Below are 20,092 nucleotides of genomic sequence, written 5' to 3' on the forward strand. Positions count from 1 at the left end.
TGTACAAGCAAGTACATGCGCACCGCAAAAGCTGAGCAAAAGAAAAAAGGCGCAGAAAGATGAAGCTTAAATTGAACTAAGCTCCAATTTTAAGCTTCAAAGTCTTACTCGTAAGTGCGCTTAGAGCAGGAAGCGTGCAATCGTTCTCAATAAACTCAAGCAGAGCACCGCCACCAGTAGAAAGGTAACCCATTTGCTTCTCACGGCCTGTTAGCGCCACGCAAGCAAGCGTATCACCGCCACCAATCACACTAAAGCCTTTACTATGCGCAACACTCTCAGCAAGCGCTTTGCTGGCTTCATCAAACGGGTATGTTTCAAAGGCACCGACTGGGCCATTCCAAAGGATAGAGCCTGACATTTCCATAACCTTCGCCCAGTTGATCACTGTTTCAGGACCGACATCCAAAATCATTTCATGCGGCTGAACATCACCTGCTTTCACATGATGAGACGGCGCACACTCTTCAAGCTTTGTCGCAACCGTTACATCTGTTGGCAGAAGCAGACGGCACCCAATAATGCCAGCTTCAGCAAGAATGTCTCGCGCTTGGTCTAGGTAGTCTTCCTCATATAGTGAGTTGCCAACCTGCATACCCTTAGCAGCAAAGAAGGTGTTCGCCATAGCTCCACCAATAATAAGCGTATTCGCTTTTTTGATGAGCGCTTGCAGCACACCAATCTTAGTTGAAATCTTGCTACCGCCGATAATTACAGTAAAAGGCTCTTTCGGCTCACTTAAGATACCGCCAAGCGTCTCAAGCTCTTTTTGCATCAACAGGCCAATACCGTTTTCTTTTACGTTTGGTACAATACCAGCCATAGAGGCGTGCGTACGATGACTGTTCGCAAAAGCATCGTTCAGGTAAATATCAATACCCTTAGCAAGCTCTTTGGCAAACTCAGCATCACCCGCTTTTTCTTCCTTGTGGTAACGCAGGTTCTCAAGCAGCAGAAATTCACTTGGCTCAAGTCCAGCTTTTGCAGCGTCAACCTTATCGCCAATCACTTCACCTACAAACTTTACAGGGCTACCAAGTAGCTCTGATAGATACTCAGAGATAGGCTCAAGCGTAAATCTCTTATCTGCACCATCAGGGCGACCAAGGTGGCACCCCATGACAACTTTTGCACCAGCTTCTCTGAGCGCTACAAGGGTAGGGAGATGAGCCTTCAGGCGGGTATCATCCATAATTTTGCCGTCTTTCATCGGCACGTTAAAGTCAACACGTACAAATACTGTTTTATCTTTAACGTTAAGATCCTTCAGCGTATGAAAGTTCATGAGATAATACCCTTCCTTAAGGCGTGTGTTATACCAGCTTGTTTTCGAGCATGTAACGGCATACATCAATCATGCGGTTACTAAAGCCCCATTCGTTATCGTACCAGCTCAGAACTTTAACTAACTTACCGTCTTCCATCACACGCGTTTGCGTTGCATCAAATGTGCTAGAGGCGCTGCTGTGGTTAAAGTCGATAGACACAAGTGGCTTCTCGTTTACATCAAGCACACCTTCAAGCGCGCTAGAGGCTGCAGCCGACATTGCGTTGTTAATATCATCAACCGTTGTTGGGTTGCTTGGTACAAATGTTAGGTCAACAACAGATACATTTGGCGTTGGTACGCGAATCGCAAAACCATCAAGCTTACCCTGTAGCTCTGGCAGAACCAAACCAACAGCTTTAGCCGCACCTGTGCTTGTTGGAATCATGCTTAGTGCAGCAGCACGGGCACGACGCATATCTTTGTGAGAGGCATCCAAAATGTTCTGGTCATTTGTGTAAGCGTGAACCGTTGTCATTAGACCACTCTCAATACCAACAGTCTGGTGTAGAACTTTCGCCATTGGCGCAAGACAGTTTGTTGTGCAAGACGCGTTAGAGATGATCTTGTGGTCCGCACTAATCATGTCATGGTTTACGCCGTAAACAACAGTCACGTCAGCGTCGCCAGCAGGCGCACTAATCAGAACTTTCTTCGCACCAGCTTCTAGGTGCATACTTGCTTTTTCGTGACTTGTGAACAGACCTGTACATTCAAATACGATATCCACCTTAAGGGCTTTCCAAGGAAGCTCTTTAGGATCACGCAGGCTTGTGCAGATAATACGGTCTTCACCAATTTTAATGGCGTCGCCATCAACTTCTACGTTTTGACCAAAACGGCCGTGTACACTATCAAACTCGAGAAGGTGTGCCATATCTTCTGTTGGCGACAAATCGTTAATAGCAACAATTTTAATATCTTCTACACCGCTTTCATATAGGGCGCGAAGTACGTTGCGACCGATTCGTCCAAAGCCATTAATAGCAATTTTGAGTGTCATAGTTTCTCTTTCTCTCTTTTTATAATCTTAAGCAGGCATCTGTGTCAGCATGGCATCTACGATAGCTTTCACCGTAATGCCTTTTGCTTCATAAATTTCAGGGGCAGGGGCGCTCATACCAAAATCATCTACGCTGAGCATTTTACCCGTCATGCCTACAATACTTCCCCATCCAAACTTACTACCAGCTTCTACACCTACACGCGCAGTGAGCGTGCTTGGTAGAACCGATTCTTTATATTCATTGCTTTCAGCGTCAAATAGCTCCATGCAAGGCATACTGATCACACGCACATTATAGCCCTGTGTCATCAGTTCACTTTGCGCTTCAAGTGCAAGGTGTACTTCTGTACCCGTCGCGATAATCGCGCCGTGCAGATCAAGCTCAGGTGATTCAGCTGAAAGAATGTAAGCGCCATGCGCCGACTTGTTTTCAGGCAAGTGTACTGTACGTACCGCAGGAACACCCTGACGGCTCAGGCACATCACACTTGGACCACCTTGGCGTGCAAGCGCTGTTGCGTAACACTCTGCTGTTTCCACTTGGTCAGCAGGCCTAAATGTCATCAGGTTCGGTGTTGCACGAAGCATTGCCATATGCTCAACAGGCTGGTGCGTTGGGCCATCTTCACCAAGGCCAATAGAGTCATGTGTCATCACATAAATGACTTGCTGGTTCATAAGAGCCGCAAGGCGCATTGCTGGGCGCATATAATCTGCAAAGCAGAGGAACGTTCCGCCAATAGGTAGAATTCCCCCATACAGAGCAAGGCCATTCATCACTGAGCCCATGGCATGTTCACGAATCCCATAGTGAATGTAGTTTCCACCAAAGTCATCAGCAGTAATTTCGTACATGCTGGCATCTTTTGTGTTGTTAGAAGGGCTTAGGTCAGCACTTCCACTAATAAGATCAGGCAAACAAGCGGCAAGGGCGCTAATGCACGTTCCGCTCGCTTTACGTGTTGCAACTTTTGGCTTATCTGATGCAGAAAGCTCTTTCACTTCCTCCATCGCTTCAATCGCAATACGGCGGTATTCTTTTTGAAGCTGCTTTGTGAGCTTCTTATTTTTCGGGCTATCCTTAAACTTAGCAACCCAACGTTCGTACGTCACTTGGTTACGCATTGCCGCCGAATTCCACATTTCATAAACTTCAGCCGGAACTTCAAATGGACCATGGCCCCAACCAAGGCTCTTACGCATTTCAGCAATCTCTTCATCACCAAGAGGCTCACCATGTGTCTTGTGGCTTCCCGCCTTAGAAGGCGCGCCTTGGCCAATCGTTGTTTTAAATGCGATAAATACTGGCTTATGACAATCCTGTGCCCCATCCAGTACACGGCGGATCATATCCACATCGTGTCCGTCACACTCAAAGTAATCAAACCCGTAAGATTCAATACGGCCTTTCATATCCGTTGACGTTGACATATCAGTCGAGCCATCAATGGTAATACCGTTATCATCAAATAGAACAATAAGGTTCTTCAACTTCAGGTGACCTGCCATTTCTAGCGCTTCGTGGCTAATCCCTTCCATCAGGCAACCATCACCAACCATGACATATGTTTTGTTACTATAAAGGTCAGCACCAAACTGCTTCGCCATTTTCTCTTGGCCAATCGCCATACCCACAGCATTTGCAAGGCCTTGCCCAAGAGGGCCCGTTGTTGTCTCTACACCTGCTGTATGGCCAAACTCTGGGTGCCCCGGTGTTTTAGAATCTTTTTGTCTAAACTCTTTAATATCGTCCATTGTGAGGCCGTACCCCGTAAGATGAAGCACACTATAAAGAAGCATAGACGCATGACCGTTAGATAGTACAAAGCGGTCACGGCCCGGCCACATAGGGTCCTTTGGTGTAAAACGCATGTACTCTGCAAATAGAACAGTTGCTACATCTGCCATACCAAGTGGCGCACCTGGGTGTCCGCTATTGGCTCTCTGAATGGCATCCGCACTTAAAAAGCGGATAGCATTCGCCATTTGTTTATAATCAAGGTGTTGCATATGGATATTTTCAGCAGTCATAGCAAAAAACTTACTTTGTTATTTTGCCTGTAAGAATACCCCGTTTAGGGGCAGGGAGCAAACCTTGCCTTAAATATATGCAAGTTAATCAAAATGTTTTGCCAAGGGTGTGTGGCTCTGATAACATTTTTAGATTAAGAACGTATTCCAACATATTGTAAAAAAGGCTCTATCAACCCATGGCTGACGCTTTAAAAGAAAACAAAATGTCATCTGCAGAACGCTTAGAAAGCGCACTGCAAGCCCTTGAATCTCATGTCCGTTCAGGCGGAGGGATGGTTGGTAAAAACGCTGTTGAATCTGCCGAAATCCACGACCTGAACAAGTCTGAGCTTGAAGACTTGCGTCGTGAAAACGCGATTCTAAAGGATAAGCATAACACGCTACGCCTTAAGCTTGATAAAGCCATCACAACAATTGAAACAGTACTGGAGAAACAATAATGAGCGGATTTAAATCAGTTAACGTAGCAGCTCGCCAGTACAGAATGTCTGTTGAACCAGGCCAAGAAGCACGCCTTGATAAAGTGGCTGATATCTTTAACAGCTACATTGATCAAATTAAAGAAATGGCTGGCAGCGGCATTGACCGTGACCAAATGATTGTACTTGCAGGCCTGCTTATGGCAGACGAACACCTTTCACTGCGCCAACAAAAAGACGGCGAAGGCGAAACACTTGAGCGTTACCACTCACGCCTTGCAGAACGTATTGAAGGCATCCTGTCTCAAGTCAGCGCATAATACTTATTCCACAGAAAAAGCCCCGCGATATGCGGGGCTTTTCTTTTTCGATTAATCGAACAGTTGCGGGTCATTCAGACGTGTAAACACATCCGATGAAATGCAACCAATTGCGGTATCAACATATTCAGACTGCTCAGACTGGCGCTTCTTGTCCCAATAATCATAGGGACGCGTCGGCATCATGAAGTCACCTTGCTCAGGCTGATTCAGGATAACCACCCGCCGATCACCATCGCGAGTGCGGAAGCGCACCATCAACTTCAAGCAGCTCTTATAACCAGAGAATGCACCACGCAGCTCACGTTCTGCAAGATCACCAGAAGCAAGCATACTGGGCTTCATATTGCGGAAGCGGTTGTCTTCATCAATGTCATAAAAGACATCTTTGATCAGCTCGACCCCAAGCACAGTAGAGCCTGCCGGCAAAATCATCGTACTTCCACGGTTAAAATGATGAATCTCGTCACCATAGTAAGCGGGGATATACAGCGCTTCTTGCAGGCCCATGTTCTCAGCACTGATGCCAAACCAGCCCTTCGCCACAAGCGTCTGCTCACCATTGCGCTGTCTGAATTTAACTTCATAGTCATAAACAAAGCTCAAATCAGGCAAAACGGTGGGTACCGCTGGAGCATGATCCCAAGGGACACAAGTCCGGAAAACCTTTTCACCCTCATCATCCCGATACGACTCAAACGGGTCACGTTCAGACAGGAAGGTTTCAAGGGAGTAAAAGCGCGCTGAGGACTTCTGTAAATCTTCAAATTTCATATTAGGATTCCTCCAAGACAAAAAGAGAAAAAAGAGATAGAATTCAAAGTCTGTATACCAGTAGTAAAAATAAAAAGCAAACCAGATGACTGCGATCAGTAAAACATTCCTCCGTAAACAGCTAGAAAGTAAAAGGGATAGACTCTCCCCATCAGATAGAGCTTACGCTGCCGACGATATGATTAAACGTGTCCTAGAGGTTCTTACCCCTCTTAAGGGAGAGACCATAGGCATGTATTTCGCTATACGGACAGAACCTGACTTAAGCCCTATGGTAGCTGAAATATCTCTACAAGATAAAACCTTTGCCTTGCCCCGTGTTATGGGGAGTGAGAAACCTCTTAAGTTTAATACATGGACCCTTGATGAAATGATGGATGAAGACATCTTTGGAACCCCTTGTGCCACAGGTGAAGAAACCTTCCCTGATATCTTTATTGTTCCTCTCCTAGGTTTTGATGAAAGAGGGTACCGTATGGGCTATGGCGGAGGGTATTATGACCGTACCCTTGCACACTATAGAGAAGAGGGGAAAGAGTTTATAACCATTGGGGTCTGCTATGATGCCTTAAAGCTTGACCTTTTCCCGGCTGAACCTCATGATGTGCCCCTAGATTATATCGTCACAGAAAAACAAACGATTGCATGTACACATGACTAATGAAAACGTAACACGCCTTTTATTCCTTGGAGACATCTTTGGTAGCCCAGGACGTAAAGCCGTTAAAGATCACCTTCCAATGCTTAAAGAGAAACTTAAGCTAGACTTTGTCGTTGCCAATAGTGAAAACGCAACAGGAGGCTTTGGCCTCAATAAAGATAAAGCACGTGATATTTTTAGTTACGGTGTAGATGTCGCTACTCTTGGTAACCATACATGGGACCAAAAGGAAGTGTTTGATCTTCTAGAGCACGATAAGCGCGTTCTTCGCCCTATGAACTACCCTCCAGGGACAGTTGGTAGAGGTTACCGTGTCTTTACAGCAGATAATGGTAAACGTATTGCGGTAGTGAACGTACTTGGTCGTCTCTTTATGGAGCCATACCTAGATTGCCCATTCCAAGCAACACGCAAACTTCAGAGAGAAACCCTTCTAGGCGATGATTACGACATCATGCTTGTTGACGTACACGCAGAGACAACATCTGAGAAGCGTGGCCTTGGTTACCTATGGGACGGTAAAGCAAGTGTTGTAGTCGGGAGCCATACGCATACCCCTACAGCAGATACACACATTATGGCTAAAGGTACAGGCTTCCATACAGATACTGGTATGTGCGGTACATATAACTCATGCCTCGGTCTTTCATTTGAAAGCATCATGCCAAGATTTGAGCGCAAAGGTAAGTTCCCATTCCAAGCATCAAGCGAAGGTGAGCCAACACTCTGTGCAACATATGCAGAGATTGGTGAGGATGGCCTATGTAAGCGTATTGAGATGGTCCGTGTTGGCGGCATTTTACAAGAAGCGATTCCTGAGCTATAACTTACCCCTATATTGACAGGGTATACCTATAAATTGATATAAAGCAGCACAGAACAATTTATAAAGCTGCAAACGAAGAGAGAAAGATAAAAACATGGCTGGACATAGTAAATGGGCAAACATCAAACACCAAAAAGCCCGTGTAGATGCCAAGCGCGGTAAAATTTTTACACGTCTTATCCGTGACGTGATGACAGCGGCACGCAGTGGCGGTGGCGATGTTAACTCTAACCCGTCACTACGCCTTGCTGTTGAGACAGCACGTAAGAACAACATGACCAAAGATACAATTGAGCGCGCTATTAAGCGTGGTACAGGTGAGATTGCTGGTGATGATTACGTAGAGAAGGTGTACGAGGGCTACGGCCCAGCAGGTGTGGCTATTATTGTAAAGACACTAACTGATAACGGCACACGTACATTTACAAACGTACGCACAGCTTTCAACAAGAACAACGGTAACCTCGGTACAGATGGTAGCGTTGCTTGGATGTTTGAAGAGCGCGGCATGCTTCAGTACCCAGTGTCTATCGGTACAGAGGACGACGTTATGGAAGCAGCTATTGAAGCAGGTGCTGCTGACTTTGAACCATCTGATGAAGTTTACACAGTTTACACAGAAGTACCTGACTTCGGTGAAGTGCGTAACGCCCTTATTGAGAAGTACGGTGACCCAGCAGAAGCTGACCTGACGTTTGTACCAAAGCAAACGCAACCAGTTGCAGATGCTGAAACAGCTAGGAAAGTGATTAAGCTTGTTGAAGTTCTAGAAGAAGACGATGACGTACAAAACGTAATCGTAAACATGGAACTTGACGACGCCGTAGCAGAAAGTTTGGCGGGCTAAGTCATTACACACTTAAAAAAGCCTCCGTCTGGAGGCTTTTTTACATTTTTTATAGCAGTACTTGAAACTCAAAAAATCATTCCCATACTTAAAACTCCGGCAGATGTATGCCGTTTTGAAAGCGCCAGGCTCTACCCCTAAAAAGGATTCATTGCAGCCAGTCGCTATATGCGAGAGGCGGAAGACTACACTTTCGACCTCGGGGGCGATGTGCCCCCATCGAGTCCCCGGACCGTGAAATAACGGCGCCGTGGATAGTTCCTCCGACCTTGAGGAGTAAGTCAGATATCACATTTGGCATAAGGTCTACCTTGCTCCCCCTTTTTGGGGGAGCATTTTTTTGTTGCCATACCCCATTCACTTGCATACAATCCATCATCCCAACAGCCAAATAAGGGATAAACATATGCTGTACAACGTGCAAAAGCTTACAGACGCCGATCATGATCTGATTGGGCAAGCCAAAGATCTTATGTTTAAAAGGTGTAAAACCCGTTCACATCAACTCACAAGTATCGTGCGCATGAAGTCTGGTAATGTTTATGCAGGTGTTCATGTTGGCCTCTATGTTCGCAGACTCTCTACTTGCGCAGAAGCCGTAGCCCTTGGCACAGCCCTCACAGAAGGCGAAGAAGGGATCGATACAATCGTGACTGTCCGCATGAAAAGCCCAGACATTGCTTATGAAGATATCCGCGTCGTTTCTCCATGTGGCATCTGTAGGGAGATGATCAGCGACTACGACCGCGACGCCACCGTCATTATGGAAAAAGACGGCGAGTTGGTTAAATTCCCAATCATGGACCTGATTCCTGAAAAATATGAGAAAAGGGTGGGAGATCACGCACATGCTTGTTAGGGCTGCATCATTCTCATTCGTATCTTTTTTAATCATCTGTTTTATTGTGTTTATTTTCAAAACAGCGCAAACATCAGGACACGAGTGGGCCAATCTTTGGACCAATGTTTTTGTTGGATGCTCTCTCGTTGCATTTGCAGGACTAACTTGGAGGGTATCTCATTATCAATCCAGAGAATCAAATAGAAAAGCTCTAAGGCAAAACTATATAAGGCTAATGACAGCCTGTGAAAAAGAGCGACAAGCAATAGCATCTTTTTACCCCGACATAAGAAGAAGCCAACAAAATTCACCAACAGATGAATTTATTATGGAGTTTAATTTAGTTAAAAGAGAGGCTGAACTTCTACAAGAAAAAGATATTGTTACATATTTAGAGCCAATCATGGAAATCATTAGCGTCTCCCAAGATAAGCGCCGAAAATACACTGAGGATGAAAATAATTTATTATCATATAAGAAAGCTTTAAATACGCTTAATGAAGCAATAAAAGTATGCCATGCCCCTGTATATCAACACGCACTTAAAAAGTATAAATAATATTTCTTTGCTCTCAACCATGCATTCCTCCATAATCACTCCATGCTTAAAGATATTCTACTCCTTCTTGCAACGTTTTACCTACCTGCCGTAGTGATGTGGCGCGTGGCGTATTTCAGCAAGCATGCAAGGTTTATTAAAATCAGCAGCTACAGCTTTTACCTCTATACGCTTTCTATTATTTTGTACTTTGTGCCGTTTCTGGCAGATTGCACCAGCAATATGATTGATGGGTTTAAGCATTGCAGCCACCTCAGCAATGAAACAGCCAACATTATTGGCCTCACAAGTTTTGCCCTTTGGGGTATCGTGATTATCATCTACGCGCTTGTTCTCATGTTTTACAGCACAAAACTCATTTACAAAAAGGTTTTTAAGCGCTCATGAAAATTCTCGGTATTGACCCAGGTCTAAACAACATGGGCTGGGGCGTGATTCGCGCTCAAGGTTCATCTCTTTCATACCTTGCAGGGGGTACGGTTAAGGTGCCATCTAAACTGCCAATGTCTGAGCGTCTCCTTAAGCTGCATGAAGCCCTTGATGAGATTATGACTGTGCATAAGCCTGATAGCGTTGGCATTGAGGAAGTATTCGTGAACTCTAACGCCCGTACCAGTCTTATTCTTGGTCAGGCAAGGGGTGTTGCTATGCTCACGCCTGCCAAACACGGCATCAGCGTAGATGAGTACACACCCAGCAAAGTGAAACAATCTGTTGTTGGCACAGGTAAAGCAAGTAAAGAGCAAGTGCAACACATGGTAAAAATGCTCCTGCCAACGGCTCAGTTTAAAACACTTGATACGGCTGATGCCCTCGCAATCGCCATTACACACGCGCATACATTGCAAAATCAAATCCTCCTAAAATCAGCATAAGCTCTCGCTTTTTCACACGCTTTGCCGTAAACTGTTTTCGTCTTAAATAAGAAAAACGGGCAGGGGACACATTCATGATTCATTTTCTAAAAGGTATCATTGCAGAAGTCGGTGACGACTATCTTGTGATGGACGTAAACGGCGTAGGCTACAAGGTGCTGACACATGCACGTATGCTAGGGGGCCACGCAGAAGGTGAAGCCACAACTGTTTCTACATACATGCACGTCCGTGAAGACCAAATGACACTGTTTGGCTTTACAGACACAACCGAGCGAAAACTCTTTGAAGTGCTGACATCAGTCAGCGGTGTAGGCCCTAAGATGGGACTTGCCATTCTTAGCGCCCTTTCACCAGATGAAGTGACTGGCGCTATTTCTATGCAAGACCCAACAATGCTGACACGCGCAAGCGGTGTGGGTAAAAAGCTTGCTGAGCGTATTGTGCTTGAGCTGAAAAACAAAGTTGGTAGCCTTCCTGTTTCAGCTTCAGCAACTGGCGCTACTGGCGGTACAGTGGTAAGCATGCCAGCAACAGGCCTTGCAGGCGATGTCCTCAGTGCCCTTGTTAACCTTGGCTACAAACAAGCCCACGCAAAAGACGCTGTTGCTATGGCTCTTAAAGAGCAGGGCGAAGGCGCAAACTTTGATAACGTATTTAAAGGGGCTCTACAGGAGCTAAAGGTCTAACATGACGGAACATGCAGAACGCATTGTAGAGCAGGAACAAATTGAGGGCGATCGCCCAGATACGGCCTTGCGTCCAGAAAACCTAGATGCCTTTGTCGGCCAACAAGCTGTACGGGATAACCTGAGTATTTTTGTAAAGGCGGCAAAGGCGCGCTCTAAAGCGCTAGATCACGTGCTTCTTTACGGCCCTCCAGGGCTAGGGAAAACCTCTCTGGCACAGATTGTTTCTAAGGAGATGGGTGTTGGCCTGCGCAGTACATCTGGCCCAGTGATTGAAAAATCTGGTGACCTTGCAGCCATCCTTACATCACTTGAACCAAACGATGTTCTCTTTATTGATGAAATCCACAGGCTCAACGCACATGTAGAAGAGATTCTGTACCCAGCTATGGAAGATGGCAAGCTTGATATTATTATCGGTGAGGGGCCAGCAGCCCGCACAGTTAAGGTTGAGCTGCCTCCATTTACACTGGTAGGTGCCACAACACGTGCTGGACTACTTACAAATCCACTGCGTGATCGCTTTGGCGTGCAGTTCCGTATGGAATTCTACAGCCCAGAAGAACTGGTTGAGATTCTCCGTCGTGCCTGCCGCAAGCTAGACGTAGATATTGCAGATGATGGCGCTCTTGAAATTGCGCGCCGTAGCCGTGGTACACCACGTATTGCACACAGACTCCTCCGCCGTGTACATGATTTCGCCCTTGTAAAAGGCAACGGCCACATTGACCGTGAAATTGCAGACATGGCTCTGGCTGCCCTAGAGGTAGACGCCAAAGGCCTAGATAAGAACGATAAGCGCTACTTGACAAGCATTATGGATAAATTCTCAGGTGGCCCTGTTGGCCTCGAAACCATTGCCGCTGCGATTGGGGAAAGCAAAGACACAATTGAAGATGTTCTAGAACCATACCTGATTCAGCTTGGCTTTATTCAGCGTACACCGCGCGGACGTGTCATTACCCAAAACGGCTACGGCCACTTTGGCAGAAACGCACCAAGCACTGAAGGCTCACTTATCTAAAGAAAAAGGCTCCCAAACGGGAGCCTTTTCATTCGATTTTTTAGTAACATGTACAAGGGTCTTCGAAACACCAGCATGGCCACAAAGCAGCCAAAGCAGTAGAATTCAAAAGTATCTTTTTCATAATAGTCTCCTTAGTAAGAGGTACGAACCCGCGTGCACTCAGCTTTGGTGCTTTGCACGGTTTCATCCACATGGGTAATTGTGATTTTGGTGAATGTATTGGGCAGGAAGGTGTTCAAAGTCCGGCCTTTTTCACCGTTTTCTTCCCACTCTGTGACCACATCAATGCCTTCCTGCATCAGCTTCTTTTTCAAAAGCAGAGCATTTTGTGTAGCATCCATATGCTGGTCACCCTCAACGTTAAAGGTAAAATCATAGATACCAATACCGTCATCCACTCTCACAATCAAAGTGCAAGCAGTTTGCAAGCGAGGTTCTTCAGGAGGAAAACATCCACCTGGTGCAATAAGCGGCTCCAGGCCGTCCTGACCAGTCCAGTTAACTGGACGAGGCATCATTTGAATTGTCATAGCGACAGGTCCTTATAAAAAGATAAAGAAAAGATAAGGTATTCATAAAACGTATACACAGCATACAAAGCCCTGTAAAGCGAAAAGGCTCCCCAGAGGGAACCTTTTCTTTTCAATCGATTAACGCTTGTGATACAGGCTCACAATTTTTGCATAGCTCTGTGCCAAACCTTCAAGATCTTTCAGGCTGATACGCTCATTTACTTGGTGCATGCCACCTTCTTGCAAATACCTCTCAGGGGCACTGCCATCTGGCTTTAATCCACCACGTTCAGGAGGGCCATATTCCAGCACCTCTGCATCAGGGTAAAAGCGTTGCACAAAACGCCCATCTGTTGTGCCACCATTCATATCCACCTGCGGGTATCCCCATTCACGACTATAAAGCGCAGATTTAACCGCATCAAACAGCTTGCCTTCATGAGGTGTGGCGTAGGGCAAAGAGACGCTGTGCAGGTTGGCTTCAACCGTAACACGCTCTAACTTGCGTTCAAGGTTTGTCATACCCCAAACTAAACGCCTCATATCTTCTACAAGCTCTTCAGGCGACCACTCACTGGTAAAGCGAATATTCCAGAGCATTTCTGCCCGAGCCGGCACAACAGCAGAAGCACCAAAGTCTCCAGACTTCATAGCGATAATCTGGAATTGTGTTTGGGTTTGTCCTTTATCACGAAAGCCCCAGTCATACTGACCAAGCAGGTCAGCAGCTTCAATAAGAGCCGTATTGGGGTTTTTGAACGAACCTGCATAAGCCGCATGGCCTTGCACACCGTCACAAGTCAGCTTACCAACCAGGCTGCCGCGGCGGCCAGATTTGATATGCGTCCCAAGCGAATCAGGCGAGGAGGGCTCACCCACAAGAAAAGAGTCCACATGAACACCTTCCTCTTTCATCTGCTCAAGAACCTTTGCGGTTCCGTTCACAGCGGCCCATTCTTCATCACCGGTAATCACAGCAGTAACATGAACATCATCCTGCTGCTGCATCACCTCAGCCATAGCTGAAAAGAAAGCCGCAACAGAGCCTTTCATATCTGTGGCACCACGGCCATACAGAAAACCATCCTTCACCTGCGCCGAGGTGGGGGAGTTATCCCATAGAGCCGCGTTACCTGCGGGCACAGTATCCACATGGCCCAAATAGCACAAGTGTTGATCTGCGTTACCTTTACGCCAAGTCACCACAAGGTTGCTTACAGGGTAGGGCCACTTTTCATGGCCGCCCTCAAAACGCTTCATTGACCATGTCGCGCCAGAACGCTCAGCGTACCGAGCAAGCTCAAAAAGGCAGTCTTCAACTGTTAAAAGACCCTCCCTATTACCATCTACAACAGTTGTGGTGCTGTAGTGGATTAAGTTTTGCGCCAAAAGCAAAACATCAGACGTCATAAGAGTTACTCCTTTAGACGAGAAAAACGAAAAATACAGATTGATGTATACATGGGTATATACCAATATAGGCCTACTTTAGCAACAGGGAACTTACCTCAAGAGATGGAACACATTAAGTCACGTGGCTTACTAGAACACGCACCGGATCTTGTCGGTTCATATGCGCTAACCATCCGCCCAATGATATCTAAAGATCACGAGCAAATTCGCAGCCTTTATATTGATTCCATTAAACGGAATGAAAAAGGCTTCATTCAAAACCTCAGCTACCACGGTGATATTGTAGAGCTTGGCCAAAAGATGATTGATGCTGGCGGAGACTTTGCCGTTACAGAGCACCGCGGCAAGATTGTTGGCTTTGGTGGCCTTAAGCCAGATGAAAAAGAAGGGGCTGTAGAGCTCTGTAAACTCCACCTTCTACATAGCTTGCAAGGTGTGGGCATTGGTAAACAAATGACCAAATACCTCCTACTACGTGCCAAACAGCTTGGCTTCACAAATTGTATTCTACATGTCACAACATCACAAACAGCTGCCATTGGCCTTTATAAAACCCTTGGCTTTATAGAAGATAAATGCGAGGTGTGGCGTGGAGACATCTGTGGTAAAGAGGAAAGCTTTGAATGTCTCTTTATGCACAAAAATATTTCATAAAAATTGATACACCCCCTTGCAACGCTCAACAAATATGTTAAATTAGCACTCACAAAACTGGAGTGCTAACACTCCATGGAGTTCAATGATGAAAAGAAAGGGCATGATACATGTCAACTAAACTACGTCCACTATACGACCGCATTGTCGTAAAGGCACTTACTGAAGATGTAAAAACTGCTGGTGGAATCATTATTCCAGATAGCGCAAAAGAAAAGCCAACAAAAGGTGAAGTTGTTGCAGTGGGTAACGGTGCGATTACAGCTGACGGAACAACACGTGCAATGGAACTTAAAGTTGGTGATACGGTCCTTTATAAAAAATGGGGCGCTGACGAAGTAAAAGTAGATGGTGAAGATCTACTTGTGATGCGTGAAGAAGACGTCATCGCTGTTTACGCATAAATTCTATTAGAAAGGGCTGCAAATCACTTATTATTTGCTGCACTCGGCTCATGTATAAATCAATACACTTCGCCTGTGTGCATCAATAACAAATGATTTTCGCACCTATCTAACGAATTTTATATAACTAGTTTTATAAAAAAACTCTTAAAAGAGTAGGAGAAATACAATGGCTAAAGATATTCGTTTTAACGAAGATGCTCGTAAAAAAATGCTAGCAGGTGTCAATACACTTGCTGATGCAGTTAAAGTAACACTTGGACCTAAAGGTCGTAATGTGCTGCTAGATAAATCATTTGGTGCACCTCGTGTAACAAAAGATGGTGTATCAGTAGCAAAAGAAATCTCGCTTAAAGATAAGTTTGAGAACATGGGTGCACAGATGGTACGTGAAGTGGCATCTAAAGCTGTAGACCATGCTGGTGACGGTACAACAACAGCAACAGTCCTTGCGCAAGCCATCTTTAAAGAAGGCACAAAGAGCGTTGCTGCTGGCATGAACCCTATGGACCTTAAGCGCGGTATCGATATGTCTGTTGAGGCTATGGTTGCTGAACTTGGTAACATGAAAAAGGATGTTGCAGGTAAAGGTGAAATTGCTCAGGTTGCAACAATCTCTGCAAACGGTGACAGCGCTATTGGTGAAATTATTGCCGAAGCAATGGAAGTTGTTGGTAAAGAAGGTGTGATTACAGTTGAAGAAGCAAAAGGCCTAGAAACGACTCTAGATAGCGTTAAAGGTATGCAGTTTGACCGTGGTTACCTCTCTCCTTACTTCTGCACAAACATGGAGAAGATGACGACTGAAATGTCTGCTCCAGTAATTTTTGTTACAGATAAGAAGATTACAAACCTACAGCAGATTCTTCCAGTCCTTGAGCCAGTCGCTCAAGGTGGTAAAGAGCTTCTACTGATTGCTGAAGACATTGAAGGCGAAGCACTTGCAGCGTTGGTTGTGAACAAACTACGTGGTGGCCTTAAAGTTGCCGCTGTTAAAGCACCAGGCTTTGGTGACCGTCGTAAAGCAATGCTTGAAGACATCGCAACACTTACAGGCGCAGTCGTATTTAGCGACGATATGGGTATGGACTTCGAGAAGAGCGAAATCACACCAGACATGCTTGGTACGGCTAAATCAGTAACAATCACAAAAGACCACACAACTATTGTTGATGGCGCTGGTGATAAAGCCCTTGTTGAAGCACGTTGTGAGCAAATCCGTGCTCAAATGGCTGAAACATCTAGCGACTACGACAAAGAGAAACTTCAAGAGCGTCTCGCTAAACTTGCTGGCGGTGTTGCAGTCATCAATGTTGGTGGTGCAACTGAAGTTGAAGTGAAAGAGAAGAAAGACCGTATTGACGACGCACTTGCTGCAACACGCGCAGCTGTAGAAGAGGGCGTTGTTGCAGGCGGTGGTGTTGCACTACTACGCGCTGCAAAGGTTCTAGATACGCTAAACACAGCAAACGCTGACCAAAAAGCAGGTGTCGCAATCATCCGCCGCGCGATTCAAGAGCCGATGCGCCAAATCGCAACAAACGCTGGTGTAGACGGTGCTGTTGTTGTTGGTAAAGTTCTCGAAAACAACAAAACAACTTGGGGCTACAATGCTGCAACTGGTGAGTACGTTGACATGCTTGATGCAGGTATCATCGACCCAACTAAAGTTGTACGTACAGCTCTACAAGACGCTGCATCTGTATCAGGCCTTATGGTAACAACAGAGGTTATGGTTACAGATATGCCAGAAGAAAAAGCTGCAGGCGGCATGCCAGACATGGGTGCTATGGGCGGCATGGGTGGAATGGGCGGCATGATGTAGTCCATCACTCCCATATAACCTTAAAAAGGCGGCTCTTCGGAGCCGTCTTTATTTTTGCCCTTGAAAAGAAAAGGGTGCATACCCACTCTCAATTTTGAGCAAACCATCTCTTACCTTTTTTATCTACAGGAGCATACCAATGCAAGGACACTTCCATAACCCTGTTAAGCAGACAGGTTTTTTCATGAGAATTCTGATCGCTCTGCGCCTGGTTAAGGCACCAAGCCAGCCCGTCTATCAAGTCGGCGCAGTTATGGAGCCATTGAAATATAATACCGGAGGTTCTGAATGGACCCATGGGAGAGTTACCGTGTATCACACTGATGGCACAAAGCAGACACTCCACTGCCAAGGCAAAATCGATTAAAAGAAAGAGGCGGGTAACCGCCTCTTTTTTATTGTTTTTCCAAAAATCATTTCTTACTTGCCCAAACTTTAGGCAACATGCTAGGTATACAACAAACCAAATCTGAATTTTCTTTTTATTCTCTAGGAGTTCTCCTATGTTTACGCCCCTTAATGGGCAATATCAGCCCAAGCACAAGCCGCGCATCTTTGCACGCAAGTCTTGCCCCGTTGCCATTGACGTGATGGACCTCGACTCCACGCTTACATCAAGTGCAGCGGAAGAAGCGTTAGAGCAGGCTCTTGTTGATGAAATGGCTCAATACTTTCCGGATAACCCCCGTGAAGAGGCCATTGCCATCAACCAAGCAGGCTACCGCAAGTATGGCACCACAGCCTTGTTTATTGAACATGAGTTTGGTGTTCCACAAGATGAGTTTGTCCGCGCGGCATATACCCGCTTTCATGAAAGCTGTGGCCACATGTATCAGCCCAATGCTGATTTGACACGTGCCTTGCAGCGCCATGACCGTCCTCGGATGATCTTTACCGCATCCCCCATGTTCCATGCCAAGTTTGTTTTGAACAAAATGCGCATTTGGGATGCATTTGATGGCATCGAGGCCGCCGACGGCGCTTTGATTGCTGGTCGCAAAAAATACGCAATCAGTGTTCTGCGTGATCTGCGCCTGCACATTTGGGATAGCTTCAAAGCTATGCCGCAACATGTTGCCATTTATGATGACAAAAGCGCTGTTCTTAACGCCGCTAAGGAAGAGGGCTTTGGTCATCGCATTCAAGTGCGTGACCGGACCGCCACCTTCCATGGCCCCATTACAGATCAGGCAACCATGCACGTAAAGTGCGTACCGTCTGCTCTGGGTGCTTTGGCAGCCTAAAATCGATCAAGCAAAAGAGCCTCATCTGAGGTTCTTTTGTTGTTCTGTATGGTAAACTTTGTTATAGGAAAAGAATACGTTATCTGATTTTTCCTGTTTACACGCCAAAGGAGGCACACAATGCTCTTTAATTTAGACCCGTATGACTACTTCCACTTTCACATTTATTTTAAAAATGAGGAAGAAGAGAAGAGGGCCATGACACTCTCCAAGCAGCTCATTGAGCTGTTTGGCGGCGAATACAACAAACCTGTAAACAAGCCAATTGGACCGCACCCTTACCCAATGGTAGAAGTAGACATCGGTAAAAACATGACCGCAGGCCAACGCCGCGAAAAATTTGCTGCCGCTGTTATGTTCTGCATGAACCATGGCAACGGCCTATCTATACTGATTCACGCTATGGGTGAAGACGTTGATGCACTCAGTGCTCACACCAAAGAAGCGCTTTGGGTTGGCCCACAGCTGGACCTCAACCTAAATGCCTTTAAAGGCCACAACTAACGGAAAACGCCCTTGTTTCTCGGACTACTCTTTACCGCAACCTTTTGGGGCGGCATGATTTGGCTGTGCTTTTACTTTGGTTCAGCATGGCCACTTATCTTAACTGTGTTTGGTATCTTGGGCTTTGGTTATGCCTCCATGTTCATCCAAGAACTTGTAGCCAAGCGCCAAGCCAAAAAGAACCCCACAGACCTAAGGTCTCTCAGGAAAAAACGAAAGAAGCCTGCTGAAAAGTAAGCTTTAAAATGAAACCACCCTTCGGGGTGGTTTTGTTGTTCAAGAACAGGTATTATGCCCGCCATGGAAAATGCACGCAATGAACACACACCTTATGCGGATCTGTCACCAGACTGTATTTTGAATGCTGTAGACACGACAAAATATGAAACCTCAGGCCAAATGTTTGCCCTAAACTCATATGAGAACCGTGTGTATGACCTCGGCCTCGAAGGTAAAAACGAGCACATCATTGCCAAATTCTACCGTCCAAACCGCTGGAACAAAGAGCAACTTCAAGAAGAACATAACTTTACACTCGGCATGGCCAGTGCTGAAATTGACGTTGTTGCCCCATTAGTAATAGATGGCAAAACACTCTTTGAATATGAAGGCTACCTCTTTACGCTGTTCCCTAAACGTGGGGGCAGGGCAGTGAGCCTACAAACAGACGAAGACTTCAGGCAAATAGGTCGCCTGATTGCTCGCGTCCACAGTGTTGGTGCATGGGATAACTTTGAACATCGCATTAACCTGAGCCCACAGACCATTGGTGAAAGCGCAATTAAAAACCTGCTCGCTGGCAGTGAACTCATGCCAGAGTATATGAAAGACAACATCCTCAGCACATCTGCTCAGGTCCAAGAACTCTGTAAAAACGTATGGGGCGATAGGCACTTTAATATGCGCCTTCACGGTGACCTCCACCTAGGAAACGTACTTGATGATGGCCAGTTCTTCCTTGTTGACCTTGATGACTGCATGAGCGGACCTGAAGTGCAAGATGTCTGGATGTGCCTGTCTGGTTCACCAGAAGAACAGCGTTTCCAACTGAACTTGATTTTGGAAGGCTATGAACAAATTAGAGAGTTTCCACGTGAACAACTTGGCCTGATTGATATTTTGCGCGCTCTCCGTATGATGCACCATGCAGGCTGGCTTGCGAACAGATGGAATGATCCAACCTTCCCACAGGCTTTTCCAACATTTACTTCAGAAGAATTTTGGGCTGACTATATGCAAGGACTGAGAGAGCAAATGATACTCATTCAATCTGGCGGCATTTTATCTCAGGAAAATTACTAAAACACTTGAATTTCTTAATATCGCTCCCC

The 20,092-nt window shown here is 45.9% G+C and carries 24 protein-coding genes; 18 read left to right on the forward strand and 6 right to left on the reverse strand.

Going from position 1 to position 20,092, the window contains the following annotated elements; genetic code table 11:
• Window positions 1-76: 76 nt before the first annotated feature.
• Genes VX730_01735 through tkt form a run of 3 tightly spaced genes read right to left on the reverse strand, consistent with a single transcriptional unit; the run spans window position 77 to window position 4,364 of the window.
• Entirely contained in the window at window positions 77-1,285 is a 1,209-nt protein-coding gene (locus VX730_01735; GenBank protein ID MEC9291103.1) for a phosphoglycerate kinase, read from the reverse strand.
• A 28-nt stretch (window positions 1,286-1,313) separates the two neighbouring features.
• Window positions 1,314-2,330 carry a type I glyceraldehyde-3-phosphate dehydrogenase gene (gap, locus tag VX730_01740; protein ID MEC9291104.1) on the reverse strand — a complete coding sequence of 339 codons (1,017 nt, stop codon included), beginning with the start codon at window positions 2,328-2,330 and terminating at the stop codon, window positions 1,314-1,316.
• 27 nt (window positions 2,331-2,357) lie between these two features.
• Window positions 2,358-4,364, reverse strand: coding sequence for a transketolase (gene tkt, locus VX730_01745; protein MEC9291105.1), 2,007 nt, complete (start codon window positions 4,362-4,364; stop codon window positions 2,358-2,360).
• A gap of 179 nt (window positions 4,365-4,543) precedes the next feature.
• Between tkt and VX730_01750 the strand changes: the two genes are divergently transcribed.
• Window positions 4,544-4,807, forward strand: coding sequence for a hypothetical protein (locus tag VX730_01750; GenBank protein MEC9291106.1), 264 nt, complete (start codon window positions 4,544-4,546; stop codon window positions 4,805-4,807).
• Window positions 4,807-5,106 carry a cell division protein ZapA gene (locus tag VX730_01755; GenBank protein MEC9291107.1) on the forward strand — a complete coding sequence of 100 codons (300 nt, stop codon included), beginning with the start codon at window positions 4,807-4,809 and terminating at the stop codon, window positions 5,104-5,106. The genes VX730_01750 and VX730_01755 overlap by 1 nt, the downstream gene beginning before the upstream one ends.
• Window positions 5,107-5,157: 51 nt before the next feature.
• Here VX730_01755 and VX730_01760 read toward each other — a convergent pair whose 3' ends face one another.
• Window positions 5,158-5,880 (reverse strand): hypothetical protein, encoded by a 723-nt coding sequence (locus VX730_01760; GenBank protein MEC9291108.1) that lies wholly within the window; start codon window positions 5,878-5,880, stop codon window positions 5,158-5,160.
• Between the two features lie 85 nt (window positions 5,881-5,965).
• On the opposite strand from VX730_01760, the gene VX730_01765 reads away from it, so the two are divergent.
• The 9 genes from VX730_01765 to ruvB all read left to right on the forward strand — a co-directional run bounded on the left by VX730_01765 (window position 5,966) and on the right by ruvB (window position 12,202).
• On the forward strand, window positions 5,966-6,541 hold the full coding sequence (locus VX730_01765) for a 5-formyltetrahydrofolate cyclo-ligase (GenBank protein ID MEC9291109.1): 576 nt from the start codon (window positions 5,966-5,968) through the stop codon (window positions 6,539-6,541).
• Window positions 6,534-7,367: a TIGR00282 family metallophosphoesterase gene (locus tag VX730_01770; GenBank protein ID MEC9291110.1), complete on the forward strand. Its 834-nt coding sequence runs from the start codon at window positions 6,534-6,536 to the stop codon at window positions 7,365-7,367. Before VX730_01765 ends, VX730_01770 begins: the two co-directional genes overlap by 8 nt.
• A gap of 94 nt (window positions 7,368-7,461) precedes the next feature.
• The gene (locus VX730_01775; GenBank protein MEC9291111.1) at window positions 7,462-8,214 is read left to right on the forward strand and encodes a YebC/PmpR family DNA-binding transcriptional regulator; all 753 of its coding nucleotides are present in this window, start codon (window positions 7,462-7,464) and stop codon (window positions 8,212-8,214) included.
• Between the two features lie 406 nt (window positions 8,215-8,620).
• On the forward strand, window positions 8,621-9,073 hold the full coding sequence (locus VX730_01780; GenBank protein MEC9291112.1) for a cytidine deaminase: 453 nt from the start codon (window positions 8,621-8,623) through the stop codon (window positions 9,071-9,073).
• Window positions 9,063-9,614: a hypothetical protein gene (locus VX730_01785; protein MEC9291113.1), complete on the forward strand. Its 552-nt coding sequence runs from the start codon at window positions 9,063-9,065 to the stop codon at window positions 9,612-9,614. The genes VX730_01780 and VX730_01785 overlap by 11 nt, the downstream gene beginning before the upstream one ends.
• Window positions 9,615-9,656: 42 nt before the next feature.
• Complete coding sequence (locus tag VX730_01790; protein MEC9291114.1) at window positions 9,657-10,001, forward strand: hypothetical protein; 345 nt, start codon at window positions 9,657-9,659, stop codon at window positions 9,999-10,001.
• Window positions 9,998-10,489, forward strand: a complete 492-nt coding sequence (gene ruvC, locus VX730_01795; protein ID MEC9291115.1) for a crossover junction endodeoxyribonuclease RuvC — start codon at window positions 9,998-10,000, stop codon at window positions 10,487-10,489. Before VX730_01790 ends, ruvC begins: the two co-directional genes overlap by 4 nt.
• Window positions 10,490-10,563: 74 nt before the next feature.
• Complete coding sequence (gene ruvA / locus VX730_01800) at window positions 10,564-11,178, forward strand: Holliday junction branch migration protein RuvA (GenBank protein ID MEC9291116.1); 615 nt, start codon at window positions 10,564-10,566, stop codon at window positions 11,176-11,178.
• A gap of 1 nt (window position 11,179) precedes the next feature.
• Window positions 11,180-12,202, forward strand: a complete 1,023-nt coding sequence (ruvB, locus tag VX730_01805; protein MEC9291117.1) for a Holliday junction branch migration DNA helicase RuvB — start codon at window positions 11,180-11,182, stop codon at window positions 12,200-12,202.
• A gap of 134 nt (window positions 12,203-12,336) precedes the next feature.
• Here ruvB and VX730_01810 read toward each other — a convergent pair whose 3' ends face one another.
• On the reverse strand, window positions 12,337-12,735 hold the full coding sequence (locus VX730_01810) for a hypothetical protein (GenBank protein ID MEC9291118.1): 399 nt from the start codon (window positions 12,733-12,735) through the stop codon (window positions 12,337-12,339).
• 120 nt (window positions 12,736-12,855) lie between these two features.
• Window positions 12,856-14,127: a M20/M25/M40 family metallo-hydrolase gene (locus tag VX730_01815; GenBank protein ID MEC9291119.1), complete on the reverse strand. Its 1,272-nt coding sequence runs from the start codon at window positions 14,125-14,127 to the stop codon at window positions 12,856-12,858.
• Between the two features lie 51 nt (window positions 14,128-14,178).
• Here VX730_01815 and VX730_01820 point away from each other — a divergent pair, with 51 nt between their 5' ends.
• The 7 genes from VX730_01820 to VX730_01850 all read left to right on the forward strand — a co-directional run bounded on the left by VX730_01820 (window position 14,179) and on the right by VX730_01850 (window position 20,063).
• Window positions 14,179-14,784 (forward strand): GNAT family N-acetyltransferase, encoded by a 606-nt coding sequence (locus VX730_01820; protein ID MEC9291120.1) that lies wholly within the window; start codon window positions 14,179-14,181, stop codon window positions 14,782-14,784.
• Window positions 14,785-14,894: 110 nt separating this feature from the next.
• On the forward strand, window positions 14,895-15,188 hold the full coding sequence (locus tag VX730_01825) for a co-chaperone GroES (GenBank protein ID MEC9291121.1): 294 nt from the start codon (window positions 14,895-14,897) through the stop codon (window positions 15,186-15,188).
• A 169-nt stretch (window positions 15,189-15,357) separates the two neighbouring features.
• Complete coding sequence (groL, locus tag VX730_01830; GenBank protein MEC9291122.1) at window positions 15,358-17,013, forward strand: chaperonin GroEL; 1,656 nt, start codon at window positions 15,358-15,360, stop codon at window positions 17,011-17,013.
• A 503-nt stretch (window positions 17,014-17,516) separates the two neighbouring features.
• The gene (locus VX730_01835) at window positions 17,517-18,257 is read left to right on the forward strand and encodes a hypothetical protein (GenBank protein MEC9291123.1); all 741 of its coding nucleotides are present in this window, start codon (window positions 17,517-17,519) and stop codon (window positions 18,255-18,257) included.
• 120 nt (window positions 18,258-18,377) lie between these two features.
• Window positions 18,378-18,761 carry a DOPA 4,5-dioxygenase family protein gene (locus tag VX730_01840; GenBank protein MEC9291124.1) on the forward strand — a complete coding sequence of 128 codons (384 nt, stop codon included), beginning with the start codon at window positions 18,378-18,380 and terminating at the stop codon, window positions 18,759-18,761.
• A gap of 12 nt (window positions 18,762-18,773) precedes the next feature.
• Entirely contained in the window at window positions 18,774-18,998 is a 225-nt protein-coding gene (locus VX730_01845) for a hypothetical protein (GenBank protein ID MEC9291125.1), read from the forward strand.
• A 54-nt stretch (window positions 18,999-19,052) separates the two neighbouring features.
• Entirely contained in the window at window positions 19,053-20,063 is a 1,011-nt protein-coding gene (locus VX730_01850; protein ID MEC9291126.1) for a serine/threonine protein kinase, read from the forward strand.
• The last annotated feature ends 29 nt before the right edge of the window (window positions 20,064-20,092 follow it).

The sequence above is a fragment of the Pseudomonadota bacterium genome, from assembly GCA_036141575.1.
Lineage (GTDB): Bacteria > Pseudomonadota > Alphaproteobacteria > UBA2136 > JAPKEQ01 > JAPKEQ01.